General features: G+C 29.6%; 31 protein-coding genes. 22 read left to right on the top strand and 9 right to left on the bottom strand.

The window, feature by feature from the left end; translation table 11 throughout:
* The 20 genes from rplF to ABY863_RS01015 form a co-directional block, all read left to right on the top strand.
* Positions 1 to 544, top strand: a 544-nt coding sequence (rplF, locus tag ABY863_RS01110; RefSeq protein WP_372792408.1) for a 50S ribosomal protein L6, incomplete at its 5' end; no start/stop codon positions are given.
* Between the two features lie 11 nt (positions 545 to 555).
* Entirely contained in the window at positions 556 to 909 is a 354-nt protein-coding gene (gene rplR / locus ABY863_RS01105) for a 50S ribosomal protein L18 (RefSeq protein ID WP_372792407.1), read from the top strand.
* 7 nt (positions 910 to 916) lie between these two features.
* Positions 917 to 1,441, top strand: coding sequence for a 30S ribosomal protein S5 (gene rpsE, locus ABY863_RS01100; protein ID WP_372792406.1), 525 nt, complete (start codon positions 917 to 919; stop codon positions 1,439 to 1,441).
* 11 nt (positions 1,442 to 1,452) lie between these two features.
* Entirely contained in the window at positions 1,453 to 1,635 is a 183-nt protein-coding gene (gene rpmD / locus ABY863_RS01095; RefSeq protein ID WP_372792405.1) for a 50S ribosomal protein L30, read from the top strand.
* 9 nt (positions 1,636 to 1,644) lie between these two features.
* Positions 1,645 to 2,097: a 50S ribosomal protein L15 gene (gene rplO / locus ABY863_RS01090; protein WP_372792404.1), complete on the top strand. Its 453-nt coding sequence runs from the start codon at positions 1,645 to 1,647 to the stop codon at positions 2,095 to 2,097.
* A 13-nt stretch (positions 2,098 to 2,110) separates the two neighbouring features.
* Positions 2,111 to 3,445 carry a preprotein translocase subunit SecY gene (gene secY, locus ABY863_RS01085; RefSeq protein WP_372792403.1) on the top strand — a complete coding sequence of 445 codons (1,335 nt, stop codon included), beginning with the start codon at positions 2,111 to 2,113 and terminating at the stop codon, positions 3,443 to 3,445.
* A complete protein-coding gene (infA, locus tag ABY863_RS01080) occupies positions 3,445 to 3,660 on the top strand; it encodes a translation initiation factor IF-1 (RefSeq protein ID WP_104808455.1) in 216 nt (71 codons plus the stop codon). The genes secY and infA overlap by 1 nt, the downstream gene beginning before the upstream one ends.
* Positions 3,661 to 3,670: 10 nt before the next feature.
* On the top strand, positions 3,671 to 3,787 hold the full coding sequence (ykgO, locus tag ABY863_RS01075) for a type B 50S ribosomal protein L36 (RefSeq protein WP_081932050.1): 117 nt from the start codon (positions 3,671 to 3,673) through the stop codon (positions 3,785 to 3,787).
* Positions 3,788 to 3,789: 2 nt separating this feature from the next.
* A complete protein-coding gene (gene rpsM / locus ABY863_RS01070; RefSeq protein ID WP_372792402.1) occupies positions 3,790 to 4,164 on the top strand; it encodes a 30S ribosomal protein S13 in 375 nt (124 codons plus the stop codon).
* A gap of 12 nt (positions 4,165 to 4,176) precedes the next feature.
* Positions 4,177 to 4,566, top strand: a complete 390-nt coding sequence (gene rpsK, locus ABY863_RS01065) for a 30S ribosomal protein S11 (protein ID WP_299524015.1) — start codon at positions 4,177 to 4,179, stop codon at positions 4,564 to 4,566.
* An 83-nt stretch (positions 4,567 to 4,649) separates the two neighbouring features.
* Positions 4,650 to 5,258, top strand: a complete 609-nt coding sequence (gene rpsD / locus ABY863_RS01060) for a 30S ribosomal protein S4 (RefSeq protein WP_372792401.1) — start codon at positions 4,650 to 4,652, stop codon at positions 5,256 to 5,258.
* 22 nt (positions 5,259 to 5,280) lie between these two features.
* A complete protein-coding gene (locus tag ABY863_RS01055) occupies positions 5,281 to 6,273 on the top strand; it encodes a DNA-directed RNA polymerase subunit alpha (RefSeq protein WP_372792400.1) in 993 nt (330 codons plus the stop codon).
* A gap of 36 nt (positions 6,274 to 6,309) precedes the next feature.
* Positions 6,310 to 6,777, top strand: coding sequence for a 50S ribosomal protein L17 (gene rplQ, locus ABY863_RS01050; RefSeq protein WP_372792399.1), 468 nt, complete (start codon positions 6,310 to 6,312; stop codon positions 6,775 to 6,777).
* Positions 6,778 to 6,851: 74 nt separating this feature from the next.
* Positions 6,852 to 7,541: a hypothetical protein gene (locus ABY863_RS01045; RefSeq protein ID WP_372792398.1), complete on the top strand. Its 690-nt coding sequence runs from the start codon at positions 6,852 to 6,854 to the stop codon at positions 7,539 to 7,541.
* 23 nt (positions 7,542 to 7,564) lie between these two features.
* Complete coding sequence (carA, locus tag ABY863_RS01040) at positions 7,565 to 8,671, top strand: glutamine-hydrolyzing carbamoyl-phosphate synthase small subunit (RefSeq protein WP_372792397.1); 1,107 nt, start codon at positions 7,565 to 7,567, stop codon at positions 8,669 to 8,671.
* A gap of 150 nt (positions 8,672 to 8,821) precedes the next feature.
* Positions 8,822 to 10,108, top strand: a complete 1,287-nt coding sequence (gene eno / locus ABY863_RS01035; protein WP_372792396.1) for a phosphopyruvate hydratase — start codon at positions 8,822 to 8,824, stop codon at positions 10,106 to 10,108.
* A 168-nt stretch (positions 10,109 to 10,276) separates the two neighbouring features.
* Positions 10,277 to 11,563: a citrate synthase gene (locus tag ABY863_RS01030; RefSeq protein WP_372792395.1), complete on the top strand. Its 1,287-nt coding sequence runs from the start codon at positions 10,277 to 10,279 to the stop codon at positions 11,561 to 11,563.
* A gap of 89 nt (positions 11,564 to 11,652) precedes the next feature.
* Positions 11,653 to 12,567, top strand: coding sequence for a dimethylarginine dimethylaminohydrolase family protein (locus tag ABY863_RS01025; RefSeq protein WP_372792394.1), 915 nt, complete (start codon positions 11,653 to 11,655; stop codon positions 12,565 to 12,567).
* 3 nt (positions 12,568 to 12,570) lie between these two features.
* Complete coding sequence (gene ctlX, locus ABY863_RS01020; protein ID WP_372792393.1) at positions 12,571 to 13,509, top strand: citrulline utilization hydrolase CtlX; 939 nt, start codon at positions 12,571 to 12,573, stop codon at positions 13,507 to 13,509.
* Between the two features lie 27 nt (positions 13,510 to 13,536).
* Entirely contained in the window at positions 13,537 to 13,953 is a 417-nt protein-coding gene (locus ABY863_RS01015; protein WP_372792392.1) for an Rrf2 family transcriptional regulator, read from the top strand.
* A gap of 61 nt (positions 13,954 to 14,014) precedes the next feature.
* Here ABY863_RS01015 and ABY863_RS01010 read toward each other — a convergent pair whose 3' ends face one another.
* From ABY863_RS01010 to ABY863_RS00990, 5 genes are all read right to left on the bottom strand, one after another.
* Complete coding sequence (locus ABY863_RS01010) at positions 14,015 to 15,811, bottom strand: hypothetical protein (protein ID WP_372792391.1); 1,797 nt, start codon at positions 15,809 to 15,811, stop codon at positions 14,015 to 14,017.
* A 183-nt stretch (positions 15,812 to 15,994) separates the two neighbouring features.
* A complete protein-coding gene (locus ABY863_RS01005; protein ID WP_372792390.1) occupies positions 15,995 to 16,717 on the bottom strand; it encodes a head GIN domain-containing protein in 723 nt (240 codons plus the stop codon).
* A gap of 93 nt (positions 16,718 to 16,810) precedes the next feature.
* Positions 16,811 to 18,574: a PspC domain-containing protein gene (locus ABY863_RS01000; RefSeq protein ID WP_372792389.1), complete on the bottom strand. Its 1,764-nt coding sequence runs from the start codon at positions 18,572 to 18,574 to the stop codon at positions 16,811 to 16,813.
* On the bottom strand, positions 18,571 to 18,912 hold the full coding sequence (locus ABY863_RS00995) for a PadR family transcriptional regulator (protein WP_372792388.1): 342 nt from the start codon (positions 18,910 to 18,912) through the stop codon (positions 18,571 to 18,573). Before ABY863_RS00995 ends, ABY863_RS01000 begins: the two co-directional genes overlap by 4 nt.
* A gap of 32 nt (positions 18,913 to 18,944) precedes the next feature.
* Positions 18,945 to 19,316: a DUF4870 domain-containing protein gene (locus ABY863_RS00990; RefSeq protein WP_372792387.1), complete on the bottom strand. Its 372-nt coding sequence runs from the start codon at positions 19,314 to 19,316 to the stop codon at positions 18,945 to 18,947.
* 156 nt (positions 19,317 to 19,472) lie between these two features.
* Between ABY863_RS00990 and ABY863_RS00985 the strand changes: the two genes are divergently transcribed.
* Entirely contained in the window at positions 19,473 to 19,934 is a 462-nt protein-coding gene (locus ABY863_RS00985; protein ID WP_372792386.1) for a DUF4442 domain-containing protein, read from the top strand.
* 15 nt (positions 19,935 to 19,949) lie between these two features.
* On the top strand, positions 19,950 to 20,750 hold the full coding sequence (locus ABY863_RS00980; RefSeq protein ID WP_372792385.1) for a TIGR00266 family protein: 801 nt from the start codon (positions 19,950 to 19,952) through the stop codon (positions 20,748 to 20,750).
* Between the two features lie 35 nt (positions 20,751 to 20,785).
* Here ABY863_RS00980 and ABY863_RS00975 read toward each other — a convergent pair whose 3' ends face one another.
* The 4 genes from ABY863_RS00975 to ABY863_RS00960 all read right to left on the bottom strand — a co-directional run bounded on the left by ABY863_RS00975 (position 20,786) and on the right by ABY863_RS00960 (position 24,149).
* Positions 20,786 to 21,421, bottom strand: a complete 636-nt coding sequence (locus ABY863_RS00975; RefSeq protein ID WP_372792384.1) for a hypothetical protein — start codon at positions 21,419 to 21,421, stop codon at positions 20,786 to 20,788.
* A gap of 3 nt (positions 21,422 to 21,424) precedes the next feature.
* Positions 21,425 to 21,919, bottom strand: coding sequence for an RNA polymerase sigma factor (locus tag ABY863_RS00970; protein ID WP_372792411.1), 495 nt, complete (start codon positions 21,917 to 21,919; stop codon positions 21,425 to 21,427).
* A 178-nt stretch (positions 21,920 to 22,097) separates the two neighbouring features.
* Complete coding sequence (locus tag ABY863_RS00965) at positions 22,098 to 22,793, bottom strand: DUF4369 domain-containing protein (protein WP_372792383.1); 696 nt, start codon at positions 22,791 to 22,793, stop codon at positions 22,098 to 22,100.
* 54 nt (positions 22,794 to 22,847) lie between these two features.
* Positions 22,848 to 24,149, bottom strand: a complete 1,302-nt coding sequence (locus tag ABY863_RS00960) for a DUF819 domain-containing protein (protein WP_372792382.1) — start codon at positions 24,147 to 24,149, stop codon at positions 22,848 to 22,850.
* Positions 24,150 to 24,181 lie beyond the last annotated feature (32 nt).

The raw sequence follows: 24,181 nt of genomic DNA, 5'->3' as shown, positions 1-24,181 counted from the left end.
GTCAAGAATAGGAAATAACCCAATTACTTTACCAGAAGGTATCACATTCGATATTAATGAGAATGTAATTACTGTAAAGGGTAAATTGGGAGAGTTATCTCAAGAAATAGCAGGTGATATTACAGTTAAAGTTGAAGAAGGGAATGTTATTGTAGCACGTCCATCGGATAGTAAAGATCATAAATCAAAGCATGGTTTATATAGAGCTTTATTTAACAATATGATTATTGGTGTTTCTACGGGATGGACTAAAGAATTAGAACTTGTTGGTGTAGGATATAGAGCAAGTAACCAAGGACAAGTATTAGATTTAGCTTTGGGTTTTTCTCATAATATTGTTTTATCTATAGCTCCTGAAGTTAAAGTTGAAACTGTATCAGATAAAGGAAAAAATCCAATTGTTAAATTAACTTCGTTTGATAAACAATTAGTTGGAGCTGTTGCGGCAAAGATTCGTTCTTTCCGTCCACCTGAACCATACAAGGGAAAAGGAATTAAATTTGTAGGAGAAATTTTAAGAAGAAAAGCAGGTAAATCTGCATAATTAATTATATTATGGCATTATCAAAGCTTCAAAGAAGGCAAAGAATTAAGCATAGAATCAGAAAAGTTATTTTTGGTACAGCTACTAAACCGAGATTATCGGTATTTAGAAGCAACAAAGAAATTTATGCTCAATTAGTGGATGATAATTCAGGTACTACTATAGTATCGGTATCATCTAGAAATAAGGAAATAGAATCAGTCGGTTCAAAAACAGACATTGCAACGTTAGTTGGTAAAACTATCGCTGAAAAAGCAATCAGTGCTGGAGTTGAGTCAGTTGCATTTGATAGAAATGGATTTTTGTATCACGGTAGGGTAAAAGCTCTAGCAGACGCTGCGAGAGAAGCAGGTTTAAAATTTTAATATAATTATGTATCACAAATACAAAAACGTAGAAAGAGTTAAGCCTAGTGGGTTAGAACTACAAGATCATTTAGTTGGTGTTAATAGAGTTACGAAAGTAACAAAAGGTGGTAGAGCTTTTGGTTTTTCAGCTATTGTTGTAGTAGGAGACGGAAATGGAGTTGTAGGACATGGATTGGGTAAATCTAAAGATGTAGCTTCTGCAATTGCAAAAGCTATTGAAGATGCCAAGAAAAATTTGGTTAGAATTCCAATTATTAAGCAAACATTACCTCATGAACAAAAAGGTAAGTATGGAGGAGCTAGAGTGTTTTTAAAACCAGCTTCACAAGGTACTGGAGTTATTGCTGGTGGTGCTGTACGTGCCGTACTTGAGTCAGTTGGAGTACATGATGTACTTTCAAAATCTCAAGGTTCATCGAATCCACACAATGTTGTGAAAGCTACATTTGATGCTTTATTGCAACTTCGTAGTGCAAGTATGATTGCTCAAGAAAGAGGAATATCTTTAGACAAAGTTTTTAACGGATAAAAAGAGGAACGATGAAAAAAATAAGAGTAACACAAGTTAAAAGTAGAATTAGACGTCCTCAAAATCAAAAAAGAACTTTGGATGCTTTAGGTTTACGTAAGATGAATCAAGTTGTTGAACATGAAGCTACTCCTAGCATTATTGGAATGGTAAACACTGTTAAACACTTAGTTTCTTTTGAAGAAATTAAATAATATAAAGAGATGACATTAAATAACTTACAACCTGCTAAAGGATCGGTTAAGACTCAAGGAAAACGTTTAGGTAGAGGACAGGGATCTGGAAAAGGTGGAACTGCTGCAAGAGGTAATAAAGGAGCTAAATCTCGTTCAGGATACTCAAGAAAGATTGGGTTTGAAGGTGGACAAATGCCTTTACAAAGACGTGTGCCTAAATTTGGTTTTACCAATATTAATCGTAAAGAATATGTTGGTGTGAACTTGCATAAACTTCAAGAATTAGTTGATAATAATAAAATTACGGATACAGTAACATTTGATATTTTAGTAGAAAATCGTTTAGCTCGTAAAAATGACTTAGTGAAAATACTAGGTGACGGAGAGTTAACAGCTAAATTAAATGTAACTGTTCATAAATTTACAGCAACTGCAAAAGCTGCAATTGAAAAAGCTGGAGGTTCAGCTGAAACGGTATAATAATTATCTATAGATGAAAAAATTAATTCAAACCATTAAGGACATTTGGAGTATAGAAGATCTTAGAAATAAGATTCTATTAACACTTGGATTTATGGCAATTTATCGTTTAGCTGCTCAAGTACCACTTCCTGGTATTGATATTACTGTTGCACAAGCAGCACTTAAGAATCAAACAAGTGGAGGAGGAATATTAGGGTTATTAGATATGTTTACAGGAGGTGCGTTTGCGCAAGCTTCTATTGTAGCATTAGGTATTATGCCATATATCTCTGCATCTATTGTAGTTCAGTTAATGGGAATTGCGGTTCCTTATTTACAAAAGCTACAAAAGGATGGTGAAAGTGGTAGAAAGAAAATCAACCAAATTACACGTTGGTTAACTATTGCAATTACTATGGTTCAAGGACCTGCGTATATTACTAATATATACCAATTAATTCCTTCTGAAGCTTTCTATATTAGTGGCAGTATGTTTTGGTTATCATCTATGGTAATATTAACAGCTGGAACAATATTTGCAATGTGGTTAGGTGAAAAAATTACAGATAAAGGAATTGGTAATGGAATTTCATTATTAATTATGATTGGTATTATAGCTCGTTTTCCTTCATCATTTATACAAGAAGTCGTTTCAAAAGTTACAGCTTCTAATGGTGGATTGATAATGATTCTTATTGAGGTTATAATTTGGTTCTTAGTAATTTTAGTATGTGTTTATTTAGTTACTGCAGTTCGTAGAATTGCTGTACAGTATGCAAGAAAAACAGTTGCAGGTAATATTAAAAATGTGGCTGGATCAAGAGATTATATTCCACTAAAATTAAATTCATCTGGCGTTATGCCTATCATATTTGCGCAAGCTATTATGTTTGCACCTGCATTAATGGCTGGATCAGGTAATGATACTATAAAATCTATAGGTATTGAATTTTCAAACATGTTTGGTTTATGGTATAATTTGTTATTTGCATTTTTAATTATAATATTTAGTTATTTTTATACTGCAATTACAATACCTACTAATAAGATGGCTGATGATTTAAAAAGAAGTGGTGGATTTATTCCTGGGATTAGACCAGGAAAAGATACAGGTGAAATGTTAGATAGAATTTTATCATTAATAACATTTCCAGGATCTATATTTTTAGCCTTAGTAGCAATTTTACCTTCGATAGTAATTAATTTTGGATTAACACAATCATGGGCTTTATTTTACGGAGGTACATCATTGTTAATTATGGTTGGTGTTGCAATAGATACTATACAACAAATAAATTCTCATTTATTAAATCGTCATTATGATGGATTAATGAAAAAAGGGACTAAAAGAAAATCAGTAGCATAATGGCAAAGCAATCAGCCATACAACAAGACGGAACAATTACAGAGGCATTGTCCAATGCAATGTTTCGTGTAGAGTTGGAAAATGGACATGTGGTAACAGCTCATATATCTGGTAAAATGCGTATGCATTATATTAAATTATTACCAGGAGATAAAGTAAAGTTAGAAATGAGTCCTTATGATTTATCAAAAGCAAGAATTACTTACAGATATTAAAGTATAAACGATGAAAGTTAGAACATCAGTAAAAAAGAGAAGTGCCGAGTGCAAGATTGTGCGTAGAAAAGGCAGATTATATGTAATCAATAAAAAGAATCCTAGATTTAAACAAAGACAAGGATAGATATGGCAAGAATAGCAGGTATTGATATTCCAAAAAATAAAAGAGGTGTTATTGCATTAACATATATTTTTGGAATCGGAAAAAGCAGAGCTAAAGAAATTTTAGCAACTGCAAAAGTTGATGAAAGCACAAAAGTTCAAGATTGGACTGATGATGAAATTCATGAGATTAGAGAACAAGTAGGAGACTACACAATTGAAGGTGAATTACGTTCTGAAACTCAATTAAACATTAAACGTTTAATGGATATTGGGTGTTACAGAGGTATTCGTCATAGATCGGGATTGCCTTTAAGAGGTCAAAGAACCAAAAACAATTCTAGAACTAGAAAAGGTAAGAGAAAAACTGTAGCTAACAAGAAAAAAGCAACTAAATAATAACTAAATATTATGGCGAAAGTAAGCACTAAAACTAAAAAACGTAAAGTTATTGTTGAGGCAGTTGGTGAAGCACATATTACAGCTTCATTTAACAATATTATTATATCATTAACTAATAAAAAAGGTGATGTAATTTCTTGGTCATCTGCTGGAAAAATGGGATTTAGAGGTTCAAAAAAGAACACTCCTTATGCTGCTCAATTAGCTGCAGAAGATTGTGCAAAAGTTGCGCATGAAGCAGGTATGAGAAAAGTAAAAGTTTATGTTAAAGGACCAGGTAATGGAAGAGAATCAGCAATTAGATCAATTCACAATTTAGGAATTGAAGTTTCTGAAATCATTGACGTTACACCTGCACCACATAATGGTTGTAGACCTCCAAAAAGAAGAAGAGTATAATTTAATTAATTTTTAACCGATAGGAATTTAGATTATCGAAGGATTAGCCTTAATTCATAATCCCTATCAATCAAATAATAGAAATGGCAAGATATACAGGACCAAAAACTAAAATTGCCCGTAAATTCGGAGAAGCAATTTTTGGAGAAGATAAATCTTTTGAAAAAAGAAATTATCCTCCAGGACAACACGGAGCTAACAAGCGTAGAGGGAAAAAATCTGAATACGCAATGCAGTTGTCTGAAAAGCAAAAAGCAAAATACACTTATGGTATTTTAGAAAAACAATTTGCAAACATATTTAAAAAAGCATCTGCTTCAACAGGAGTAACAGGTGAAATTTTATTACAACTTTGTGAATCTCGTTTAGATAATGTAGTTTATAGATTAGGTATTGCACCTAGTCGTAGTGCTGCTCGTCAACTAGTTTCTCACCGTCATATTACTGTAAATGGGGAGTTAGTTAATATAGCTTCATATTCATTAAATGCAGGAGATGTTGTAGCGGTAAGAGAAAAATCAAAGTCATTAGCGACTATTGACAATTCATTGGCTTCTAGAAAAAGTGATGTTTATGAATGGCTTACTTGGAATTCAGAAACCAAACAAGGTAATTTTGTGAGTGTTCCTGAAAGAATTCAAATTCCAGAAAATATTAAGGAACAATTAATAGTGGAGTTATACTCTAAATAATTTTAAAGATACCAATTCAATTATGGCAATTTTAAATTTTCAAAAGCCCGATAAAGTAATTATGATTGATTCTACCGATTTTAATGGTAGATTTGAATTTAGACCTTTAGAACCAGGATTTGGTTTAACAGTAGGTAATGCTTTAAGAAGAGTACTTTTATCTTCATTAGAGGGTTTTGCAATAACATCACTTCGTATTGAGGGTATAGAACACGAGTTTTCAACAATTACAGGTGTTGTAGAAGATGTAACTGAAATTATTTTGAACTTAAAACAAGTACGTTTTAAGAAACAAATAGAAGATTCAGATAGAGAAACTGTTAATATCTCAATAACCAATCAAGAGCAATTAACAGCTGGAGATTTACAAAAATACATTTCAGGGTTTCAAGTTTTAAACCATGACTTAGTTATTTGTAATATGGAAAAATCTGTTAAACTAGATTTTGAATTAGCAATTGAGAAAGGTAGAGGTTTTGTACCAGCTGAAGAAAATAAAAAATCTGGAGTTGCATTAGGAACAATTTTCATAGATTCAATTTTTACACCAATAAAAAATGTAAAATATGCTGTTGAAAATTTTCGTGTTGAGCAAAAAACAGATTACGAAAAATTAGTATTTGATATAACTTCTGATGGTTCAATTGCACCTAAAGATGCTTTAACTGAAGCTGCTAAAATATTAATCCATCATTTTATGTTATTCTCTGATGAGCGTATTACTTTAGAAGCTGATGAGATTGCACAAACTGAAACATACGATGAAGAATCATTGCATATGCGTCAGTTATTAAAAACAAAATTAGTTGATATGGATTTATCTGTAAGAGCACTAAATTGTTTAAAAGCTGCAGAGGTTGATACTTTAGGAGACTTGGTATCATTTAATAAAAATGACTTAATGAAGTTTCGTAACTTTGGTAAAAAATCTTTAACTGAATTAGATGAATTAGTTCATAATAAGGGTTTAAACTTTGGTATGGATTTAGGTAAATATAAATTAGATAAAGATTAAGTTAAGACCTCGGTTTTAATTAAGATAATATAAGAGATGAGACACGGAAAGAAATTTAATCACTTAGGAAGACAAACTGCGCATAGAAAAGCAATGTTTGCTAATATGGCTAACTCATTAATTGAGCACAAGCGTATTAATACAACTGTTGCAAAGGCAAAAGCTTTACGTCAATTTGTTGAGCCTTTAATTACAAAATCTAAAGATGATACTACACATAATCGTAGAATTGTATTTAGTTATTTAAGAAATAAATATGCTGTTACTGAATTATTTAAAGAAATTTCAGTAAAAGTAGCGGATAGACCAGGAGGGTATGTACGTATTATTAAATTAGGAAACCGTCAGGGAGATAATGCTCCTATGGCAATGGTTGAACTTGTTGATTATAATACAATTTATAATCCAAATGGAGCTAAGAAAAAGAAAACTACCCGTAGAGGTAAAACAAAAAAAGTTGAAGAAGTTGTCGAAATTACTGAAGAAAGTAAAGAAACAAACTAATGATATTTTTTAATTAATACAAATGGGATAAACTTTATATAAAGCTTATCCCATTTGTGTATATAATAATATGTATGAAAATAAATTTTAGAATTAATATTATAATAATACTATTTTATGGTTTTTGTTATAACAATGCATTTGGACAGCATATAACCTTTAAACGTATTGAAAGTAGATTAATAACAAATGAAGGGATTGAGTTTGTTGGGGATTTAAAAGATAAAAATAGTGATTTATATTCGTTTCCAGATTGGAATAATCAAGGAGTGATTTTTTTAGATAGTAATAGGTATACTCTTTCAAATATAAATTTTAATGTCTCTACAAACACTTTTGATAGTAGAATTAATAGAGATAAACTGTTTTCGTTTAAAACAAATGAAATTGATTCAGTTTTAATTAACAACTTGTTATTTAAAAAAATTGGAACTTCGTTTTATGAGGTTTTATTTGAAAATGGGGATAATTTACTATTAAAAAAACACGATATTACTTTTAAAAATGGTGTTGAGAATAGGTTAGGTGTAGGAACACTTGGTAAAACTAAGACGTTAATTGCTTATAATTATTTAATTAAATCTGGAGATTTATTTAAAAGAATTGAACTAAATAAAAGTAGCATAGTAAGTTTATTAGAAAATGATAAGGAAATAGATGAATTAGATAATTTTGTTAAAGACCAAAATCTATCTTATAAAAAGGCTGATGATATTATTTTAATATTTAAGTTCATTTTTAAAAACTATAATAAAATTATATAAACTATTAATTTTTGTGATAACTAATGAAGTATATACAACGTAAAAAAGCTATTTTGCTTTTAGCTGACGGAACAATTTTTGAAGGTAAGTCAATTGGTAAAGATGGAACATCATTTGGTGAAATTTGTTATAATACAGGCATGACAGGTTATCAAGAAATATTTACAGATCCTTCTTATTTCGGACAATTAATGTTAGCTACTAATGCACATATTGGGAATTATGGCGTAAATAACAATGAAATTGAATCTGATTCAATAAAAATTTCCGGACTGGTATGTAAAAATTTCAGTTATAATTATTCAAGACATAACGCTCAAGATTCATTAGAGAATTATTTTGAAAAGCAGAACTTAATGGCAATTTCTGATGTTGATACAAGAGCTGTTGTTCGTTATATTAGAGATAATGGAGCTATGAATGCTTTAATTTCAACAGATACTGATATTGAAGCTTTAAAAGAGCAATTAAAGGCTGTTCCAAATATGAATGGTTTAGAATTGGCTTCTAAAGTTTCAACTAAAGAATCCTATTTTTTTGGTGAAGAAAGTGCACCAATTAAAATTTCAGCATTAGATATTGGTATAAAAAAGAATATTTTAAGAAACTTATCAGAAAGAGGATGTTATATTAAAGTATTTCCATATAACTCAACTTTTAATGAAATGAATGCTTTTAATCCAGATGGTTTTTTCTTGTCTAATGGTCCTGGTGATCCTGAACCATTAAAAGAAGCGCAAGAATTAGCGAGAGAAATTATTAAGAGAGATTTACCTTTATTTGGGATTTGTTTAGGACATCAAGTAATTGCATTAGCTAATGGAATTTCTACTTATAAAATGCACAATGGGCATAGAGGAATAAATCATCCTATAAAAAATGTAATTACAGGTAAAGGTGAAGTAACATCACAAAACCATGGTTTTGTTGTAAAGAGAGAAGATGTTGAAAATCATAATGATTTTGAAGTAACTCATATTCATTTAAATGATGATACTTTGGCGGGTATGAGAATGAAAAATAAAAATTGTTTTTCAGTTCAATATCACCCAGAAGCAAGTCCAGGGCCACATGATTCATCTTATTTATTTGATCAGTTTATAACTAATATTAAAGCATCAAAAAAATAAAAAATAAAAACCATTTACAATTAGATTAGGGGCTTTTTTTAGGAACATTAAAACGAAAACGTTATCGTATAAAAGGTTTAAATTGAAATACCAATTAACCTTAAATTTGTAACTTTGAAGTAACAAAATAATAATTAAAATAAGAAGATTATGAGTATGATTATAAGTGTTCATGCACGTCAAATATTTGATTCAAGAGGTAATCCAACTGTAGAAGTTGATGTAGTAACAGAAAACGGAGTTTTAGGTAGAGCAGCAGTACCATCTGGCGCTTCAACTGGAGAGCACGAAGCTATGGAATTACGTGACGGTGGAAAAGATTATATGGGAAGAGGAGTTTTAACTGCTGTTAAAAATGTAAATGAAATTATTGCAGAAGAGCTTTTGGGAACTTCAGTATTTGAGCAAAATTATATTGATCAATTGATGATTGATTTAGATGGAACTAAAAATAAATCTAAATTAGGAGCAAATGCTATTTTAGGTGTTTCATTGGCAGTAGCAAAAGCTGCAGCAAATGAATTAGAAATGCCATTATATCGTTATGTTGGTGGGGTAAGCGCAAATACATTGCCTGTGCCTATGATGAATATTATTAATGGAGGTTCACATTCTGATGCTCCTATTGCTTTCCAAGAGTTTATGATTATGCCTGTTATGGCTAAGAACTTTACAGAAGCAATGAAAATGGGAAGTGAAATATTTCATAATCTTAAAAAATTAATTCATGATAGAGGTTTAAGTACAGCAGTTGGAGATGAAGGTGGATTTGCTCCAACATTTGATGGAACTGAAGATGCAATTGAAACTGTTCTAAAAGCAATTGAAAACGCAGGTTATAAACCAGGAATTGAGGTAATGTTAGCATTAGATTGTGCCGCAGCAGAATTTTATGTGAATGGTAAATACGACTATACAAAATTTGAAGGAGATAAAGGTGTAATTAGATCTTCTGAACAACAAGCTGATTATTTAGCTGAATTGGCTTCAAAATATCCAATTATTTCAATTGAAGATGGTATGGATGAAAACGATTGGGAAGGATGGAAATATTTAACTGATAAAATTGGAGATAAAGTTCAATTGGTTGGTGATGATTTATTTGTAACCAATGTTGAAAGACTTTCAAGAGGTATTGAAAACGGTATTGCAAATTCAATTTTAATTAAAGTAAATCAAATTGGAACTTTAACAGAAACTATTGCAGCGGTTAATATGGCTCATAACGCAGGTTACACATCAGTAATGTCACACCGTTCAGGAGAAACAGAAGATAATACAATTGCAGATTTAGCAGTTGCATTAAACTGTGGTCAAATTAAAACAGGATCGGCTTCTCGTTCTGATAGAATGGCAAAGTACAATCAATTGTTAAGAATTGAAGAAGAATTAGGAAGCGTAGCTTATTATCCTCAAAATAAAGCTTTCAAAATTTAAAAAATTAAATAAACTTATACATAAAAAAAAGTCGAGATATAATCTCGACTTTTTTTATGTAACAACCTTTGCATTTATGCAAATGAATGATGTAAATTAGTGTAAATTAAGTAAGAATTTATTAAATTCGTTTCAAAATAATTAAATTCTCAATTAAACACATAAATTATGTCAGATAAAGCAATTTTAGAAGTTCATGGTAAAAAATACGAGTTTCCTATATTAATTGGAACAGAGGATGAAATTGCCATTGATATTAGTACACTTAGAGGATCAACAAATGGTGTTATTACTTTAGATGGAGGTTTTAAAAATACGGGGTCCTGTGAAAGTAAAATCACATTTTTAGATGGTGAAAAAGGAATTTTACGTCATAGAGGATATGCTATTGAAGAATTAACAAAAAAAGCAAGCTTTTTAGAAGTTGCTTTTTTAATAATTTTTGGAGAATTACCAACAAAAGCTGAATTAGAAAAATTTGAGATTGATATTAAAGGTCAATCTATGGTTAATGAAGAAATGAAAGGCATAGTTGAAGGCTTTCCAAATTCAGCGCACCCAATGGGTATGCTATCTGCTTTTACAAGCGCTTTAACAGCTTTTAATCCTGGTATTGTAAATGTTAATTGCAAGGATGATTTGTATAAAGCAATTGTTAAAATATTAGGAAAATTTCCTGTTTTAGCAACCTGGGCTCACAGAAGAAATCATGGATTACCTTTAAATTATTCTGATAATTCATTGAATTATGTAGAAAATATAATGCAGTTAATGTTTAAGATTCCTACAGAACCGTATAAAATGAATCCAATAGCAGTAAAAGCATTAGATGAACTCTTAATATTACATGAAGATCATGAGCAAAACTGCTCAACATCAACTGTACGTATTGTAGGTTCTTCAGGAGCTGGTTTGTTTGCGTCACTTTCGGCGGGAGTTTCAGCACTTTGGGGACCTTTACATGGTGGTGCAAACCAAGCAGTATTGGAAATGCTAGAGCAAATTCAAAAAGATGGAGGAGATGTTGATAAGTTTATAAATAAAGCTAAAGATAAAAATGATCCATTCCGTTTAATGGGATTTGGACATAGAGTTTATAAAAACTTTGATCCTAGAGCGCGTATTATTAAAAATGCAGCTGATGAATTATTTGCAGATTTGAATTTAAATGATCCAATTTTAAAAATAGCCAAACATCTAGAAGAAGTGGCTTTAAAAGATGAATATTTTGCAGAACGTAAATTATATCCAAATGTAGATTTCTATTCTGGGATTATTTATAGAGCTTTAGGAATTCCAGTATCAATGTTTACTGTAATGTTTGCACTTGGTAGATTGCCAGGCTGGATTGCACAATGGAAAGAGATGCGTGAAAATGGAGAACCAATTGGTCGTCCACGTCAATTATATACAGGGGAAAAATTACGTCCATTTAAATCATTTGAAGAAAGATAAAATTTAAGAATTATTATATTTTAAAATATTACTAAAACCTCATATTATTTTATGGGGTTTTAGTATTTTTACATCAAAATATTATTAATATGATAAAACTAAATGTTCAAGATGAAACATCTCGTCTTAGAGCTGTGGTTTTAGGAACTGCAAAAAATAATGGTCCAACGCCCAAATTAGAAGATGCATATGACCCCAAATCTATAGAGCACATTAAATCAGGAACATACCCTTTAGAAAAAGATATGGTTCTTGAAATGGAAGCTCTTAATAAAGTATTTGAAAAATATGAGGTAAAAGTTTATAGACCAAATGTAATAAAGGACTATAACCAAATATTTTCTAGAGACATTGCCTTTGTTATTGAAGATAAGTTAATTAAATCAAATATATTACCAGATAGAGAAAAAGAAATTGATGCAATTAAATATGTTTTAGATAATATTGATCAATCCAATATTATTGAAACGTCTAGTGATGTTCATTTTGAAGGTGGCGATGTTATGCTGTGGAACAATCATATTTTTATAGGCACTTATAAAGGTGATGACTATAAAAATTATATTACTGCTCGAACAAATATGAAAGGTGTTAATTTTATTAAAAATTTGTTCCCAAATAAAATAGTTAAGGAATTTGATTTAGTGAAGTCTAATGAAATTGCTAGAGAAAATGCATTACATTTAGATTGCTGTTTTCAACCAGTTGGAAAAAATAAAGCGATTATCCATAAAGAAGGGTTTAGAAATGAAGCCGATTATCAATATTTGGTAGATTTATTTGGTATGGAAAATTTGTTTCATATTACAAAAGATGAAATGTATCAGATGTTTTCAAATGTATTTTCTATTTCAAATGAAGTTGTAGTATCAGAGCAAAATTTCACAAGATTAAATGATTGGTTAAGAGAACAAGGGTTTATTGTTGAAGAAATACCTTATGCAGAAATAGCAAAACAAGAAGGACTTCTAAGATGTTCCACAATGCCTTTAATAAGAGATTAAATTATGAAGCAAATTACAAATACCATTTTAATGGTTAGGCCAGTTTCATTTCGTATGAATGAACAAACTGCAGTAAATAATTATTACCAACAAGTTTTAGATAATTTAACACCTGAAAGTGTTCAGTTTAAAGCTTTACAAGAGTTTGATAGTTTTGTTGAAAAATTAAGAGCAGTTGGAGTTCAGGTTATTGTTATTGAAGATACTAAAGATATTGATACGCCAGATTCAATTTTTCCAAATAATTGGGTGTCATTTCATGAAAGTGGAGATGTAGCATTATACCCAATGTTTGCCGAAAACAGACGATTAGAAAGAAGAGAAGATGTGTTAGAAACGCTTGAAGAGTTAGGGTTTGTAATTGAAAATGTAATAGATTATACTTCTGCGGAAGAAGAAAAATTATTTTTAGAAGGTACGGGAAGCTTATTATTAGACAGAGAAAACAGTAAAGCATATTGCGCTTTGTCTCCAAGAGCTGATGAAGATTTATTGATTGAATTTTGTGAAGATTTTGAATACACACCAATTTCTTTTGTGTCATATCAAACAGTTAATGATAAGCGATTACCAATTTATCATACCAATGTTATGATGTGTTTAGCTGAAAAATTTGCTGTAATTTGTTTAGATAGTATTGATGATAAAAAGGAAAAGAAAAATGTGATTAAACATTTAAAAGAAGATAAAAAAGAAATTATAGTAATTTCTGAAGAACAGGTGAATTGCTTTGCAGGCAATATGTTACAAGTTTTAGGTGAAAATGATGAACGTTATACTGTAATGTCAAATTCAGCTTTTGAAAGTTTAACGAAACAACAAATTAATCAAATTGAGAAACACAGTAAAATACTATCTAGTTCATTAGACACTATTGAAGCCTGTGGTGGAGGAAGTGCTAGATGTATGATGGCAGAAGTTTTTTTACCAAAAAACGATTAAATTTATTCAAAATTAATTAAGTAAAGAATGCTCTCTAAAAAAACAAAATATGGGCTAAAAGCATTAAGTTTCCTTGCGAAGCAAGAGCAAAATGTACCCGTTTTAATTTCAGATATTTCAACTTCTGAAAATATCTCAAAAAAGTTTTTGGAAAGTATTTTACTTACTTTAAAAAAGAGTGGTATTCTTTCATCCAAAAAAGGCAAAGGCGGTGGTTATTTTTTATTAAAAAAACCAAATGAAATAAAAATAGCAACAATTATTAGATTACTTGAAGGTCCAATAGCTATGTTACCTTGTGTAAGTTTGAATTATTATGAAAAATGTGATGACTGTGCTAGTGAGGAGAAATGCAGTTTAAGTATATTAATGGCTGAAGTACGAGATAGTACATTGAAAATACTTGAAAGTAAAACCTTAGAAAACTTTAACTGTGGAGATTAAACAGTGTTGATTAAATAGATAAATTAAAAAAGGTCTTTCATTTGAAAGACCTTTTTTATGATTATACTTTAACTAAAATTGGGATTTGAACATTAAATAATTTGTTTTTTAAAGTTTCTAACTCATTTAATAAATTTTCTTTGTTTGATTCAAAAGAAGAAAATAAATTGTGATAATATTCAATTCCATCATTTAAATTACTTTGAAATGTATTTAAATATTTTTCATTTTTTGAGTTTAAAGAATCTTTAAACTCATCTACTTTGTTTGTGAAATAATCAACATACATATGTAATTCCTTAATAAACATATGTGGACGGTCATTTGTATCAACCACATTTATTTTTCCGTATATATGAGCCACCATTTCTTTTAATGAAAGTTCTTTTGAAAAATAAGCCATATTTGGCCCTGGGCAAATTGCAACACCTTGCTTTTCACCTTTATGTTCAATATCGTATTGAATAAGAGCAGCATTTGATAACCCTTCACATAAACAAGCTTTATCCGTAATTTGACTTGCCTTTTTTTGATACTCAGTACTACTTAAACTTTCAAGATTTAGCTCATTTAATTTTATAGTCTGATATTTTTTAGATGCAGTACAAATTACTTTTTCAGTAAATTCGGTGTTAGATGATAAAAATTTCTTTGGACAAGAACTTCCGGGTTTGTTATTTGCTATTCTTTCATTCTTAAGAATTTCATTGGTGTTTCCTCTTAAACTATTAAAAGGTACGCCTAAAGGAGAAATATTACTTAAATATAAATCTTTTTCTTTAGCCGCTTTTAATGCTTCCATAGTTTGTTTATCAACCGTTGAAGCCTCAGGAACTAATAAAAAAGGTGATCCCCATCCTACTGTATCAATATTGTAATTATCTATTAAAAACTCATGTTCTTCAGAAGTTCCAACACCACCTTGAGCAGTAATTTTTAATTCTAAAGGTGAGTTTGGGATGTGTTTTCCTTTATTTTCTAAAGCTCCAACCAAAATGTTGTGAACATCGCTTATTAAATCATCTTTATGGTTTTTAAATTCTTCTAATATAGGTCCCATTAAATAACCATCAGAAGCAAATGCGTGTCCGCCACAGTTTAAGCCAGATTCTATCCTATATTCAGAAACCCAAAGGCCTTTTTTAGCTAAGAATTTCCCTTGAATTAGTGCAGATCTATAATCACTTACTTTTAGAATAATTTTTTTCTTTTGAATACCATCTTCATTTGGAAAAAAATCATTAAAATTTTCAAAATAACTATACAATCTTGGGTTCATTCCGGCTGAAAGAACAACAGATGATTCTAAATTACTATTCGCAAAACCTCTTAATGCAGCATGTGCATCATTAAATTCAGATGGTAATAATTCGTTTTTACTATAATTTGGCTTATCTAGCTTCGTCATAATATTTACATCTATACTACCTGCTTTTAGGTTATTTTGAATCCAGTTAGTTACATCTTCTTTTAAAGTATTACTGTGAATTGTTTCTATGAAACTTTGTTTTAATTCTGAAAAATCTGGAAGCATATCCATGTATTTTTCAAATTCACTACTTTTTTCTTCAAAACTCTTCTTCAGCGTTTCAAATTTATGTTTTACAATAGTGTCAACCGTATTTAGATATGACGTAATTCTTTTAGCTCTATAATCTTCAACTTTTGTAGAAATTGCTTTAAAAGGAATTTCAAATTTAGTTGAATAGTATTCATTCATTTTTTCAATTATAATGTCATCAACAATTGAAATAACAGATGATATACCATATTTTGCAACTTTAATAGGACTGTCTATTGTAAAAGCAAGCCCCATAACTGGTATATGAAATGAATGTGGGTTTGTTTTTTTTTGCATATTATTTCTTTAATATTTAATATTCAGATTGTTATTAAACGCAAAAATAGGGAACTTGTTTTCATTAATGGTGACTAATATCATAATTCTTAAAAATTGTGATATCATTAAGAGTATTAATTTAAAAAAAAGCCAATTCAAACTTATTGAATTGGCTTAACAATTTAAATAAATAAATTGGAATTAGCTTCCTGATACACTACCTCCAGATGAGGTATCTTTGTTTACGTCTTTTGGGTTTCCTTCATAATCAATATCTCCGCCGCTACTTGCTTTTGCAGTAAGTTTACCTGTAACATTTACATTAATATTTGCTCCGCTACTTACTTTGGCGTAAACATTTACAGCTTCTAACTCATCAGCATCAATAGAACTTCCGCTGTTTGCATTTGCTGAAAAGGTTTCTGTATTTCCAAAAATATCAATATCTGAACCACTAGATGATTCACTTGTAACTTCACTAGCATTTACATGAATTTTTATTGAGCTTCCGCTACTTGAATCCAAATCTAAAGAAGTTACTTGTAATGTGTTTTCAGACTTTACTGAAGCACCGCTTGAGGTTTTTATTTTTGCAATGGTATTTGTTGTTAAGTATACATTTCGTTTTTTAGCACGGTTAACATTTTTATCGAAATAAACTTTTAATTCACCATTTTTCACTTCAGTAATTAATAAATCTAATATGTTTTCATCAGCTTCAACATTAATTTTTGTTTTGTTTCCTTGTGTTAAGTACAAATTAATTCCTTGTTGTACTTTAATTATATCAAAGTCTGAACTAATGGTTCTATCTTCTGAAATTACATTTCCATTACCTTTTATTCCTGTTATTCCATCTAAAAAACAAGACGAAGTTGTAAATACAAGTATAAGTATTGCTATTATTTTTGTTGCTATTCTCATGAGTATAAGTTTTAGTTATTCAAATGTATTTTTAAACTAGTTTTTTACAAAATATATATGTTTGAACTGTTTAATTAAGTAGCTGAATTGTTATTATTTAATAATAATTCCATTTTCATCAATTTTAACTTCGGCATCCTTAACGCCATCATTTACTTTAAGCTTCACGCCATTTTCATCGATGTTTAGATTAAAATGTTCATTTTCTCTTTTAAAATTATTTCCAAAGATACTTGGGTCACAGTCTAAACATTCTAATCCTTTTTCAGTCATTTTATAAAGATGTTTTGGCATATCACTGTCATGAATATCTTGAATATTATCTACATCATCTAAAAATGTACGTGTTGAGCTGTCTAAATAAATTAGAGAATTTACGGGTAAATTAATTGTAATATCAATTAATTGGTCTTTAAATTTAGTGTTAATATCAGATAAAAAATATCCGTTTAATTCTAAATTTTTATCATTTAAATTGAATTGATATTCAATTGCTTCAGCATCATTATTTGCTGTTAAACGATTTTTGCCTTCAGACTCTTTTCGGATTTTTACAAATGCATTTGTTTTATCGGTTGATTTTATGTCAACATTAATTCTAGTTGAAAATAGTTTTTCAAGATCTTTATCATAGACGGTTTCTGAATTGTATTCTCTTCTTAATTCTTTACGATTCGATAAATTATCATTTCCAATCATTTTTATTTTTAGAGTATCATTTGCTATTATTGGTAGCTCTTCAGTTTGGTTATGTACACCGTCATAAGCAGTTCTGGTTGCAAAATTTGCGGCTGCAATACCTAAACCTAACAATGAAATTATCCAAATACCTAATAATGATAATTTTGTGGTGGTACTAAATGATTTTACATTGCTTGATATTATTTTTAGGCCAAGTATAAATAGTACAATAAATGGAACTGCAATGGCTAAAAACCCAAATAATATAAGGAGCCAAGTTGGAATGATAGAGTCAAAAAAGAAGGGTCTATGTAAGAAGTCAAAAAAGATTGGTGAGTGATTCAAGTAATCTCCTTCAAACCCAATTATTCCAAAGCTTCCCCAAGAAAAAGCTCCAATTATTAATATTATTAAAGTTATGGCAGCTACAAATATTAATAAAGCACCTATAAATTTTCCAAATACATTTAAGATTGCTAAAATTATTTTACCTAAAGTTTCTACTATTTCTTGTATGCCAGATTTTGCTTTACTTTGAAATTGAGAACTTTTAACTTTACTAGTTACATCGTTTACACCGTCTTTTACACGTGATGTAACACCTTCAAATTCTTCTCTAATTTTACGTTCAATATTGCTAATATTTACAGGCTCACCTTTCATTTGTAATTTTTCAGCGGTGGTTTCAGCTACAGGAATTAAAATCCATAATATTGGATAGATTAAAAATCCAATACCAAAGCCAAACAATAAAACCAGCCAAATAATTCTCATCCAAATAACATCAATTCCTATATAATGAGCTAAACCAGAGCAAACACCACCTAAAAATTTATCATCGCTATCTCTAAATAGTTTTTTTGATGAAGTTTTCGTTTTGTATATTGGTTCATCTTCAAAAATTTCTTCATCAACTAAATAATCTTCAGGTTTCCCCATTATTTTAGTGATTTCGTCAATGTCATTTTGATTTACAACCTGACGTTGGTCTTTTATTCTTTCAGAAAGCAATTCTCCTATTCTAAGTTCAATATCATTTAATATTTCATCTCTTCCTTGTGGATCATCGCTTAAAGATCGTCTAATGGCATCTAAATAAAGTTTTAACTTTTGATAAGCTATTTCATCGATATGAAAAAAGATACCTCCTAAATTTATGTTTATTGTCTTATTCATTTTGTTGTTGATTTTTTGGTAGTTACTAAGTTTACTGCTTCTACAAGGTCACTCCAAGTGCCATTTAATTCTTTTAAAAATAATTTACCTGTTTCAGTTAATGCGTAATATTTTCTTGGTGGTCCTGATGTTGATTCTTCCCATCGATAGCTGAGTAAACCAGCATTTTTTAATCTAGTTAATAAAGGATAAACAGTTCCTTCAACAACTAATAATTTTGCGTCTTTTAGCTCCGATAGTATTTCAGAAGTATAAGCATCTCCATGTTGTAATATTGAAAGTATGCAGTATTCTAAAACTCCTTTTCGCATTTGAGCTTTTGTGTTTTCTATCTTCATAAGTTGAGATTTAAGAGTTTAAAAGCATTATGCTATTTAATAAATTCTATTGTAAATGGGTAGTTATAATACTCTCCACTGTTTGCCTTAATACTTGCTGAAATAATTAAAATAAATTTTAAAATAATTGCTGGTATTATTCCAATTACAATTGCTATAATTCCTAAACCTAAAGTAAATATGGCAATTGGTATTAATAATAATGCTAATAAAAATCCGTATAGTATTAAACTAAGTTGAAAATTTACTGCAGATTTTCCATGAGTGTCTATATAAGTACTCTCATTTTTTTTAGCTGACCACAGCACCAGTGGTGCAATAATATTTCCGAAAGGAAAAAACCATCCAGCAAAACCACTTAAATGTGTAATAGAACTGTAATTTTTATCGTTTTGTGTAATCATAATTGTGATGTTTAACTAATTTCTTATGCAAATATATATATAAAAGACAGTAGTATGCAACACATAGTACTACTATTTAACATTTAATTAACAAAATAATATTTTAACACGCTCAAATATTTTAAGTAACTTGTTCACATAATTATTAGGATATATATGGAAGTTACTGTAAAAAAAATGAATAGATTTTTAATGTTTAAGTTACCATCTGCTTATTTATGTGGTGTTAAATTAAAAGAATTAGACAAGATAAAAGCAGTTGTTAGTGTAAGGTTTAAATGGATCAATCAAAATCCGTTTAATTCTATGTACTTTGCAGTACAATCAATGGCTGCGGAGTTAACTACTGGTGCAATTGTTATAAAAAAAATTAGAGAAAGCGGAAAAAACATATCTATGTTAGTTACCAATCATAATGGGAGATTTTCTAAAAAAGCAGTTGGGTTAATTACTTTTACCTGCACTGATGGAAACTTAATTGATGAAGCTTTAAAAAGAACCATTGCAACAGGAGAAGGACAAACAATTACTATGAAATCTATTGGGATTAATGAAAATGGAGAAGAGGTTTCAGCCTATGAATTTGAATGGAGTGTAAAATTAAAATCAAAAAAATAATCTTAAACTAAGACTATGAATGCACACGAAATAGAATATCAGATACATGGTGAGGAAATGCAATATGTTGAAATTGAATTAGATCCGCAGGAAGGTGTTGTTGCAGAATCAGGTAGCTTTATGATGATGCACGATGGAATTACTATGGAAACTATTTTTGGAGATGGTTCAAAGCAAGACGAAGGTATTTTGGGTAAATTATTTTCGGCAGGAAAAAGATTATTAACTGGTGAGAGTTTATTTATGACCATTTTTTTTAATGTTGGTAGTGGTAAAAAGAAAGTTTCATTTGCCGCTCCTTATCCTGGACAAATTTTTCCAATTGATTTAACTGAAATGGGAGGTAAGTTTATTTGTCAGAAAGATGCTTTTTTATGTGCTGCGAAAGGTGTTTCGGTTGGGATTGAATTTTCAAAAAAATTGGGTAGAGGGTTATTTGGAGGAGAAGGATTTATTATGCAAAAATTAGAAGGTGACGGTTTGGCTTTTGTTCATGCTGGCGGAAATATGTCTAAAAAAGTATTGCAAGCAGGTGAAGTTTTAAAAGTTGATACGGGTTGTGTGGTTGGCTTTACAAAAGATGTTAATTATGATATTGAATTTGTTGGCGGAATTAAAAATACAGTTTTTGGAGGAGAGGGATTGTTCTTTGCTACATTAAAAGGACCAGGGACTGTTTATATACAGTCATTACCATTTAGTAGATTAGCGGGAAGAATTTTGGCCTTAGCTCCTAAAACAGGTAATAAAACAAGAGGTGAAGGTAGTTTGCTTGGAGGTATTGGCGATTTATTGGATGGAGATAATAGAATTTAATAATAAAAAAACCGAAGACATCTTCGGTTTTTTTATTATTCTAAAATTTCTAATTCTTTAAAGTTTTTATTTAATTTTTTGAGTAAAATTCCATAAATAATACGGTAATAAAGCAATAAAAAACCAATCATTACAACAAAGCCAATAATTTGAGCAATTAGTAAAATGTTAAATAATTTATCATCAGCCAATGCTAAGTGTTTAGGATTGAAAACTTCAACTAAAAGATCTGTATCAGAAAACATCATAAAATTAATGATGATAGATAGAATTATAGTTACAATAATGTTATAGTATACATAATAGTTTACCGTTTTGCGGGTTCTAATTATTTTTTTCATTAGCAAACTAGTTGAATCAATTACACATATTGCATTGTAATTTTTGTAGAATAAATAAATAAAACCAACAACTACAATATAATGTATTATATATGAAATGTTCAGTAAAGTTTTTAAATGCAATTTTTCATAAATTTCAAAATAACTATCAGGAATTAATAAATTAACAAACCCCCAAAATAGAAATTCAAGAATGCAAATAATAAAAATCCACTTTACTATTGTGGATGATTTTTTATGTATCATCTTATAAATCTCATCATAAGATAGTTTTTGAAAGGAATCATCTTGCTTCTTCCAATCTTTTTTTAATAAATCTAGTTCATCCATAACTTACGGATTTAGTATTGTTCTTAAACGAGTTTTTATTCTGTTCATTTTCACGCGAGCATTCACTTCTGAAATACCTATTGTTTCAGATATTTCTTTATAATTTTTATCTTCTAAATACAAGAAAATTAATGCTTTATCAATATCTGATAATTGATGAATTGCCTTATACATTAGTTTTAATTGTTCTTCTTCTGTATTATCGTAATCGCTTGATTGAATTCTGTGTAAAACACTATCAAAATCTTGAGTTATTACACTTCTTTTAGATTTTCTATATAATGTAATTGCGGTGTTTAAACCAATTCTATACATCCAAGTGCTTAACTTTGAATCACCTCTAAATTTAGGATATGCTTTCCAAAGTTGTATGGTAATTTCCTGAAACAAATCATTGTGAGCTTCTTGATTATTCGTGTAAATTCTACACACTTTATGAATTATATTCTGATTTTCTTGAAATTCAGAAATAAATTTATGTTCAAGGTCTTTAGTCACAATTTTGGTTTCGTTCAATTAATAAGTATCATTTATAATTGAAATGTTACATTTTTGTTTAAAAATAAAAAGAAGCAGTCTAAAAAATGGAATTTATGTTATATTGACCTTGTCAAAATATTTTAATTAATTGAGAATCAAAGTTAACTTCGATAGGCTCAATTTGACAATTCGAATTTTATTCATTTTTTTTAATGCCTTCAATAAAATCATTTAGTTTTAAACCATATTTAGAAGCTTTCACGTTTTTTGATAATGAATTGTTTACGGTATCTAACAATTTAATATTGGCATAATATAAGTCGGTTAATGCAATATATGGAGCTACTTCATAATCTCCATTATTTACAGCAAAATTTGTAGAATAATAATACTTACGTTTAATTAAGTTTGTTTCTTGTTTTTCAATTTCAGAAATTAAGGCAGTATCACCAATTTTTTTAGCATCAAATTTTTCTTTAAATAAGTCTAATTTTTTTCCACTAAATTTCTGAGCCATTGCATTATGTTCTTCAAGTAATGTTTGATTTTTAGAGCCCGTAATTTTTGCTGAAGTTGCGAATTTTGAGAGTTTTGATGTAATTGTAATTTCACCTTTTTCACCAAAAAATAATATTTTCTGATCTGATTTCTTGTCTAAAACAAGATAATATATTTCTGGAGTTTCAATTTCATCAGCAAATGTAAAATTACCTTTTCCATTTAATTGAATAGAATCAATAGATACAAGTATAGTATCATTAAATTTTTGAAGATATAATGTTCCTTTTTTAAGGCCATCAATATTTCCTTTAACAATCATGCTACCACTTTTAGTATTGTTACAAGAAATTAAGAAACTAAGAATTGCAATTAAGCTAACTATTTTTTTCATTTTTATAATTTAAGGGTGTAAATATCTAACTTTTTTTTATTTTTTTGAATAAATTTATGAAGCAACTATTCGCATTAATTCAGCAGTTAACATAGCACCATAAGTACCAACAACATAACCAAAAACAGCTAATAATACTCCAACAGAAGCTAAAGATGGATGAAAAGCAGCTGCAATAATAGGTGCAGAAGCCGCACCACCTACATTTGCTTGACTTCCAACTGCTAAAAAGAAGAAAGGAGCTTTAATAAGTTTTGCTACAATAATTAATAAGATTGCATGAATGGTCATCCAAACAAGGCCAATTAAAATTAACCCTGGATTTTCTAAAATTTTACTTAAATCCATTTTCATTCCAATGGTAGCTACCAATATGTAAATAAAAAGACTTCCAATTTTACTAGCGCCAGCACCTTCATAGTTTTTGAATTTAGTAAATGAAAGAATAATGCCAATTATGGTAGCTATACTTATCATCCAAAAAAATTGTGATCCAAATGATGACATTGGAGAGGTTTTATCACTTATTGCGTCAAAATTTTCAATCAAAAATGAAGAAATTTCATTTGCTCCAAAATGTGAAATTCCTACAACAGTAAAAGCAATTGAAAGAATAATAATTAAATCGGCTAAAGATGGGTTTCTTGTAATTTTATCTGCGTATGTAGATACTTTTTCTTTTAAGCGTTCAATTGCAGAAGTATCAGCATTTAACCACTTATCAATTTTTTTAGATTTACCAATTCCCACTAATACAATAGCCATCCATATGTTTGCTACAACAATATCAACTAAAACCATTCCTCCATATTTTTTAGGATTGTATTCGTAAATTTCTAGCATAGCAGCTTGGTTGGCTCCACCACCAATCCAACTTCCGGCTAATGTTGCTAATCCTCGCCAAACTGCATCAGGACCAGCGCCACCAACTGTTTCTGGCGAAAATATTGAAATTAGTATAATAGCTAAAGGACCTCCAATAATAATACCAGCAGTTCCTGTTAAAAACATAATCAATGCTTTTGGACCTAAATCAAATACGGCTTTTAAATCAATACTTAAGGTCATTAATATTAAGGCTGCAGGTAATAAAAACCGGCTTGCAACATAGTATAAATTTGAGGAGTGTTGGGTGATATTACCTTCAATATCAACTGATTCCCATTCGGGAGCTATAATTCCTAATGATGTGAAAATAGCAGGTAACATATAGGCCATTAATAATGATGGAACAATTTTGTAAAATTTAACCCAACCATTATTTTCACTTGAGGATGTATAAAAGACAAAACCTAATGTTAGCATAATAATTCCAAAGGCAATGGTATCTTGTGTAATAAATGGTGTTGTATCCATGGTTTTTTTGAGTTTTGGCTAAAATACTATTT

It is taken from the genome of Lutibacter sp. (genome assembly GCF_041562875.1).
Classification (GTDB): domain Bacteria; phylum Bacteroidota; class Bacteroidia; order Flavobacteriales; family Flavobacteriaceae; genus Lutibacter.
This window is presented reverse-complemented; position numbering and strand designations above follow the sequence as displayed.

Bases quoted from the DNA above. Each gene is read 5' to 3' on its own strand.
- secY (WP_372792403.1), top strand. From the start codon at position 2,111: ATGAAAAAATTAATTCAAACCATTAAGGACATTTGGAGTATAGAAGAT.
- rpsD (WP_372792401.1), top strand. From the start codon at position 4,650: ATGGCAAGATATACAGGACCAAAAACTAAAATTGCCCGTAAATTCGGA.
- ABY863_RS01030 (WP_372792395.1), top strand. From the start codon at position 10,277: ATGTCAGATAAAGCAATTTTAGAAGTTCATGGTAAAAAATACGAGTTT.
- ABY863_RS00985 (WP_372792386.1), top strand. From the start codon at position 19,473: ATGGAAGTTACTGTAAAAAAAATGAATAGATTTTTAATGTTTAAGTTA.
- ABY863_RS01015 (WP_372792392.1), top strand. From the start codon at position 13,537: ATGCTCTCTAAAAAAACAAAATATGGGCTAAAAGCATTAAGTTTCCTT.
- rpmD (WP_372792405.1), top strand. From the start codon at position 1,453: ATGAAAAAAATAAGAGTAACACAAGTTAAAAGTAGAATTAGACGTCCT.
- rplQ (WP_372792399.1), top strand. From the start codon at position 6,310: ATGAGACACGGAAAGAAATTTAATCACTTAGGAAGACAAACTGCGCAT.
- ABY863_RS01025 (WP_372792394.1), top strand. From the start codon at position 11,653: ATGATAAAACTAAATGTTCAAGATGAAACATCTCGTCTTAGAGCTGTG.
- carA (WP_372792397.1), top strand. From the start codon at position 7,565: ATGAAGTATATACAACGTAAAAAAGCTATTTTGCTTTTAGCTGACGGA.
- rpsE (WP_372792406.1), top strand. From the start codon at position 917: ATGTATCACAAATACAAAAACGTAGAAAGAGTTAAGCCTAGTGGGTTA.
- ABY863_RS01045 (WP_372792398.1), top strand. From the start codon at position 6,852: ATGAAAATAAATTTTAGAATTAATATTATAATAATACTATTTTATGGT.
- ABY863_RS00995 (WP_372792388.1), bottom strand. From the start codon at position 18,912: ATGAAGATAGAAAACACAAAAGCTCAAATGCGAAAAGGAGTTTTAGAA.
- ABY863_RS00980 (WP_372792385.1), top strand. From the start codon at position 19,950: ATGAATGCACACGAAATAGAATATCAGATACATGGTGAGGAAATGCAA.
- ABY863_RS00960 (WP_372792382.1), bottom strand. From the start codon at position 24,149: ATGGATACAACACCATTTATTACACAAGATACCATTGCCTTTGGAATT.
- ABY863_RS01010 (WP_372792391.1), bottom strand. From the start codon at position 15,811: ATGCAAAAAAAAACAAACCCACATTCATTTCATATACCAGTTATGGGG.
- ABY863_RS00990 (WP_372792387.1), bottom strand. From the start codon at position 19,316: ATGATTACACAAAACGATAAAAATTACAGTTCTATTACACATTTAAGT.
- ABY863_RS00975 (WP_372792384.1), bottom strand. From the start codon at position 21,421: ATGGATGAACTAGATTTATTAAAAAAAGATTGGAAGAAGCAAGATGAT.
- ABY863_RS00965 (WP_372792383.1), bottom strand. From the start codon at position 22,793: ATGAAAAAAATAGTTAGCTTAATTGCAATTCTTAGTTTCTTAATTTCT.
- infA (WP_104808455.1), top strand. From the start codon at position 3,445: ATGGCAAAGCAATCAGCCATACAACAAGACGGAACAATTACAGAGGCA.
- rplR (WP_372792407.1), top strand. From the start codon at position 556: ATGGCATTATCAAAGCTTCAAAGAAGGCAAAGAATTAAGCATAGAATC.
- ABY863_RS01055 (WP_372792400.1), top strand. From the start codon at position 5,281: ATGGCAATTTTAAATTTTCAAAAGCCCGATAAAGTAATTATGATTGAT.
- ABY863_RS01005 (WP_372792390.1), bottom strand. From the start codon at position 16,717: ATGAGAATAGCAACAAAAATAATAGCAATACTTATACTTGTATTTACA.
- ykgO (WP_081932050.1), top strand. From the start codon at position 3,671: ATGAAAGTTAGAACATCAGTAAAAAAGAGAAGTGCCGAGTGCAAGATT.
- eno (WP_372792396.1), top strand. From the start codon at position 8,822: ATGAGTATGATTATAAGTGTTCATGCACGTCAAATATTTGATTCAAGA.
- rpsM (WP_372792402.1), top strand. From the start codon at position 3,790: ATGGCAAGAATAGCAGGTATTGATATTCCAAAAAATAAAAGAGGTGTT.
- rpsK (WP_299524015.1), top strand. From the start codon at position 4,177: ATGGCGAAAGTAAGCACTAAAACTAAAAAACGTAAAGTTATTGTTGAG.
- ABY863_RS01000 (WP_372792389.1), bottom strand. From the start codon at position 18,574: ATGAATAAGACAATAAACATAAATTTAGGAGGTATCTTTTTTCATATC.
- rplO (WP_372792404.1), top strand. From the start codon at position 1,645: ATGACATTAAATAACTTACAACCTGCTAAAGGATCGGTTAAGACTCAA.
- ctlX (WP_372792393.1), top strand. From the start codon at position 12,571: ATGAAGCAAATTACAAATACCATTTTAATGGTTAGGCCAGTTTCATTT.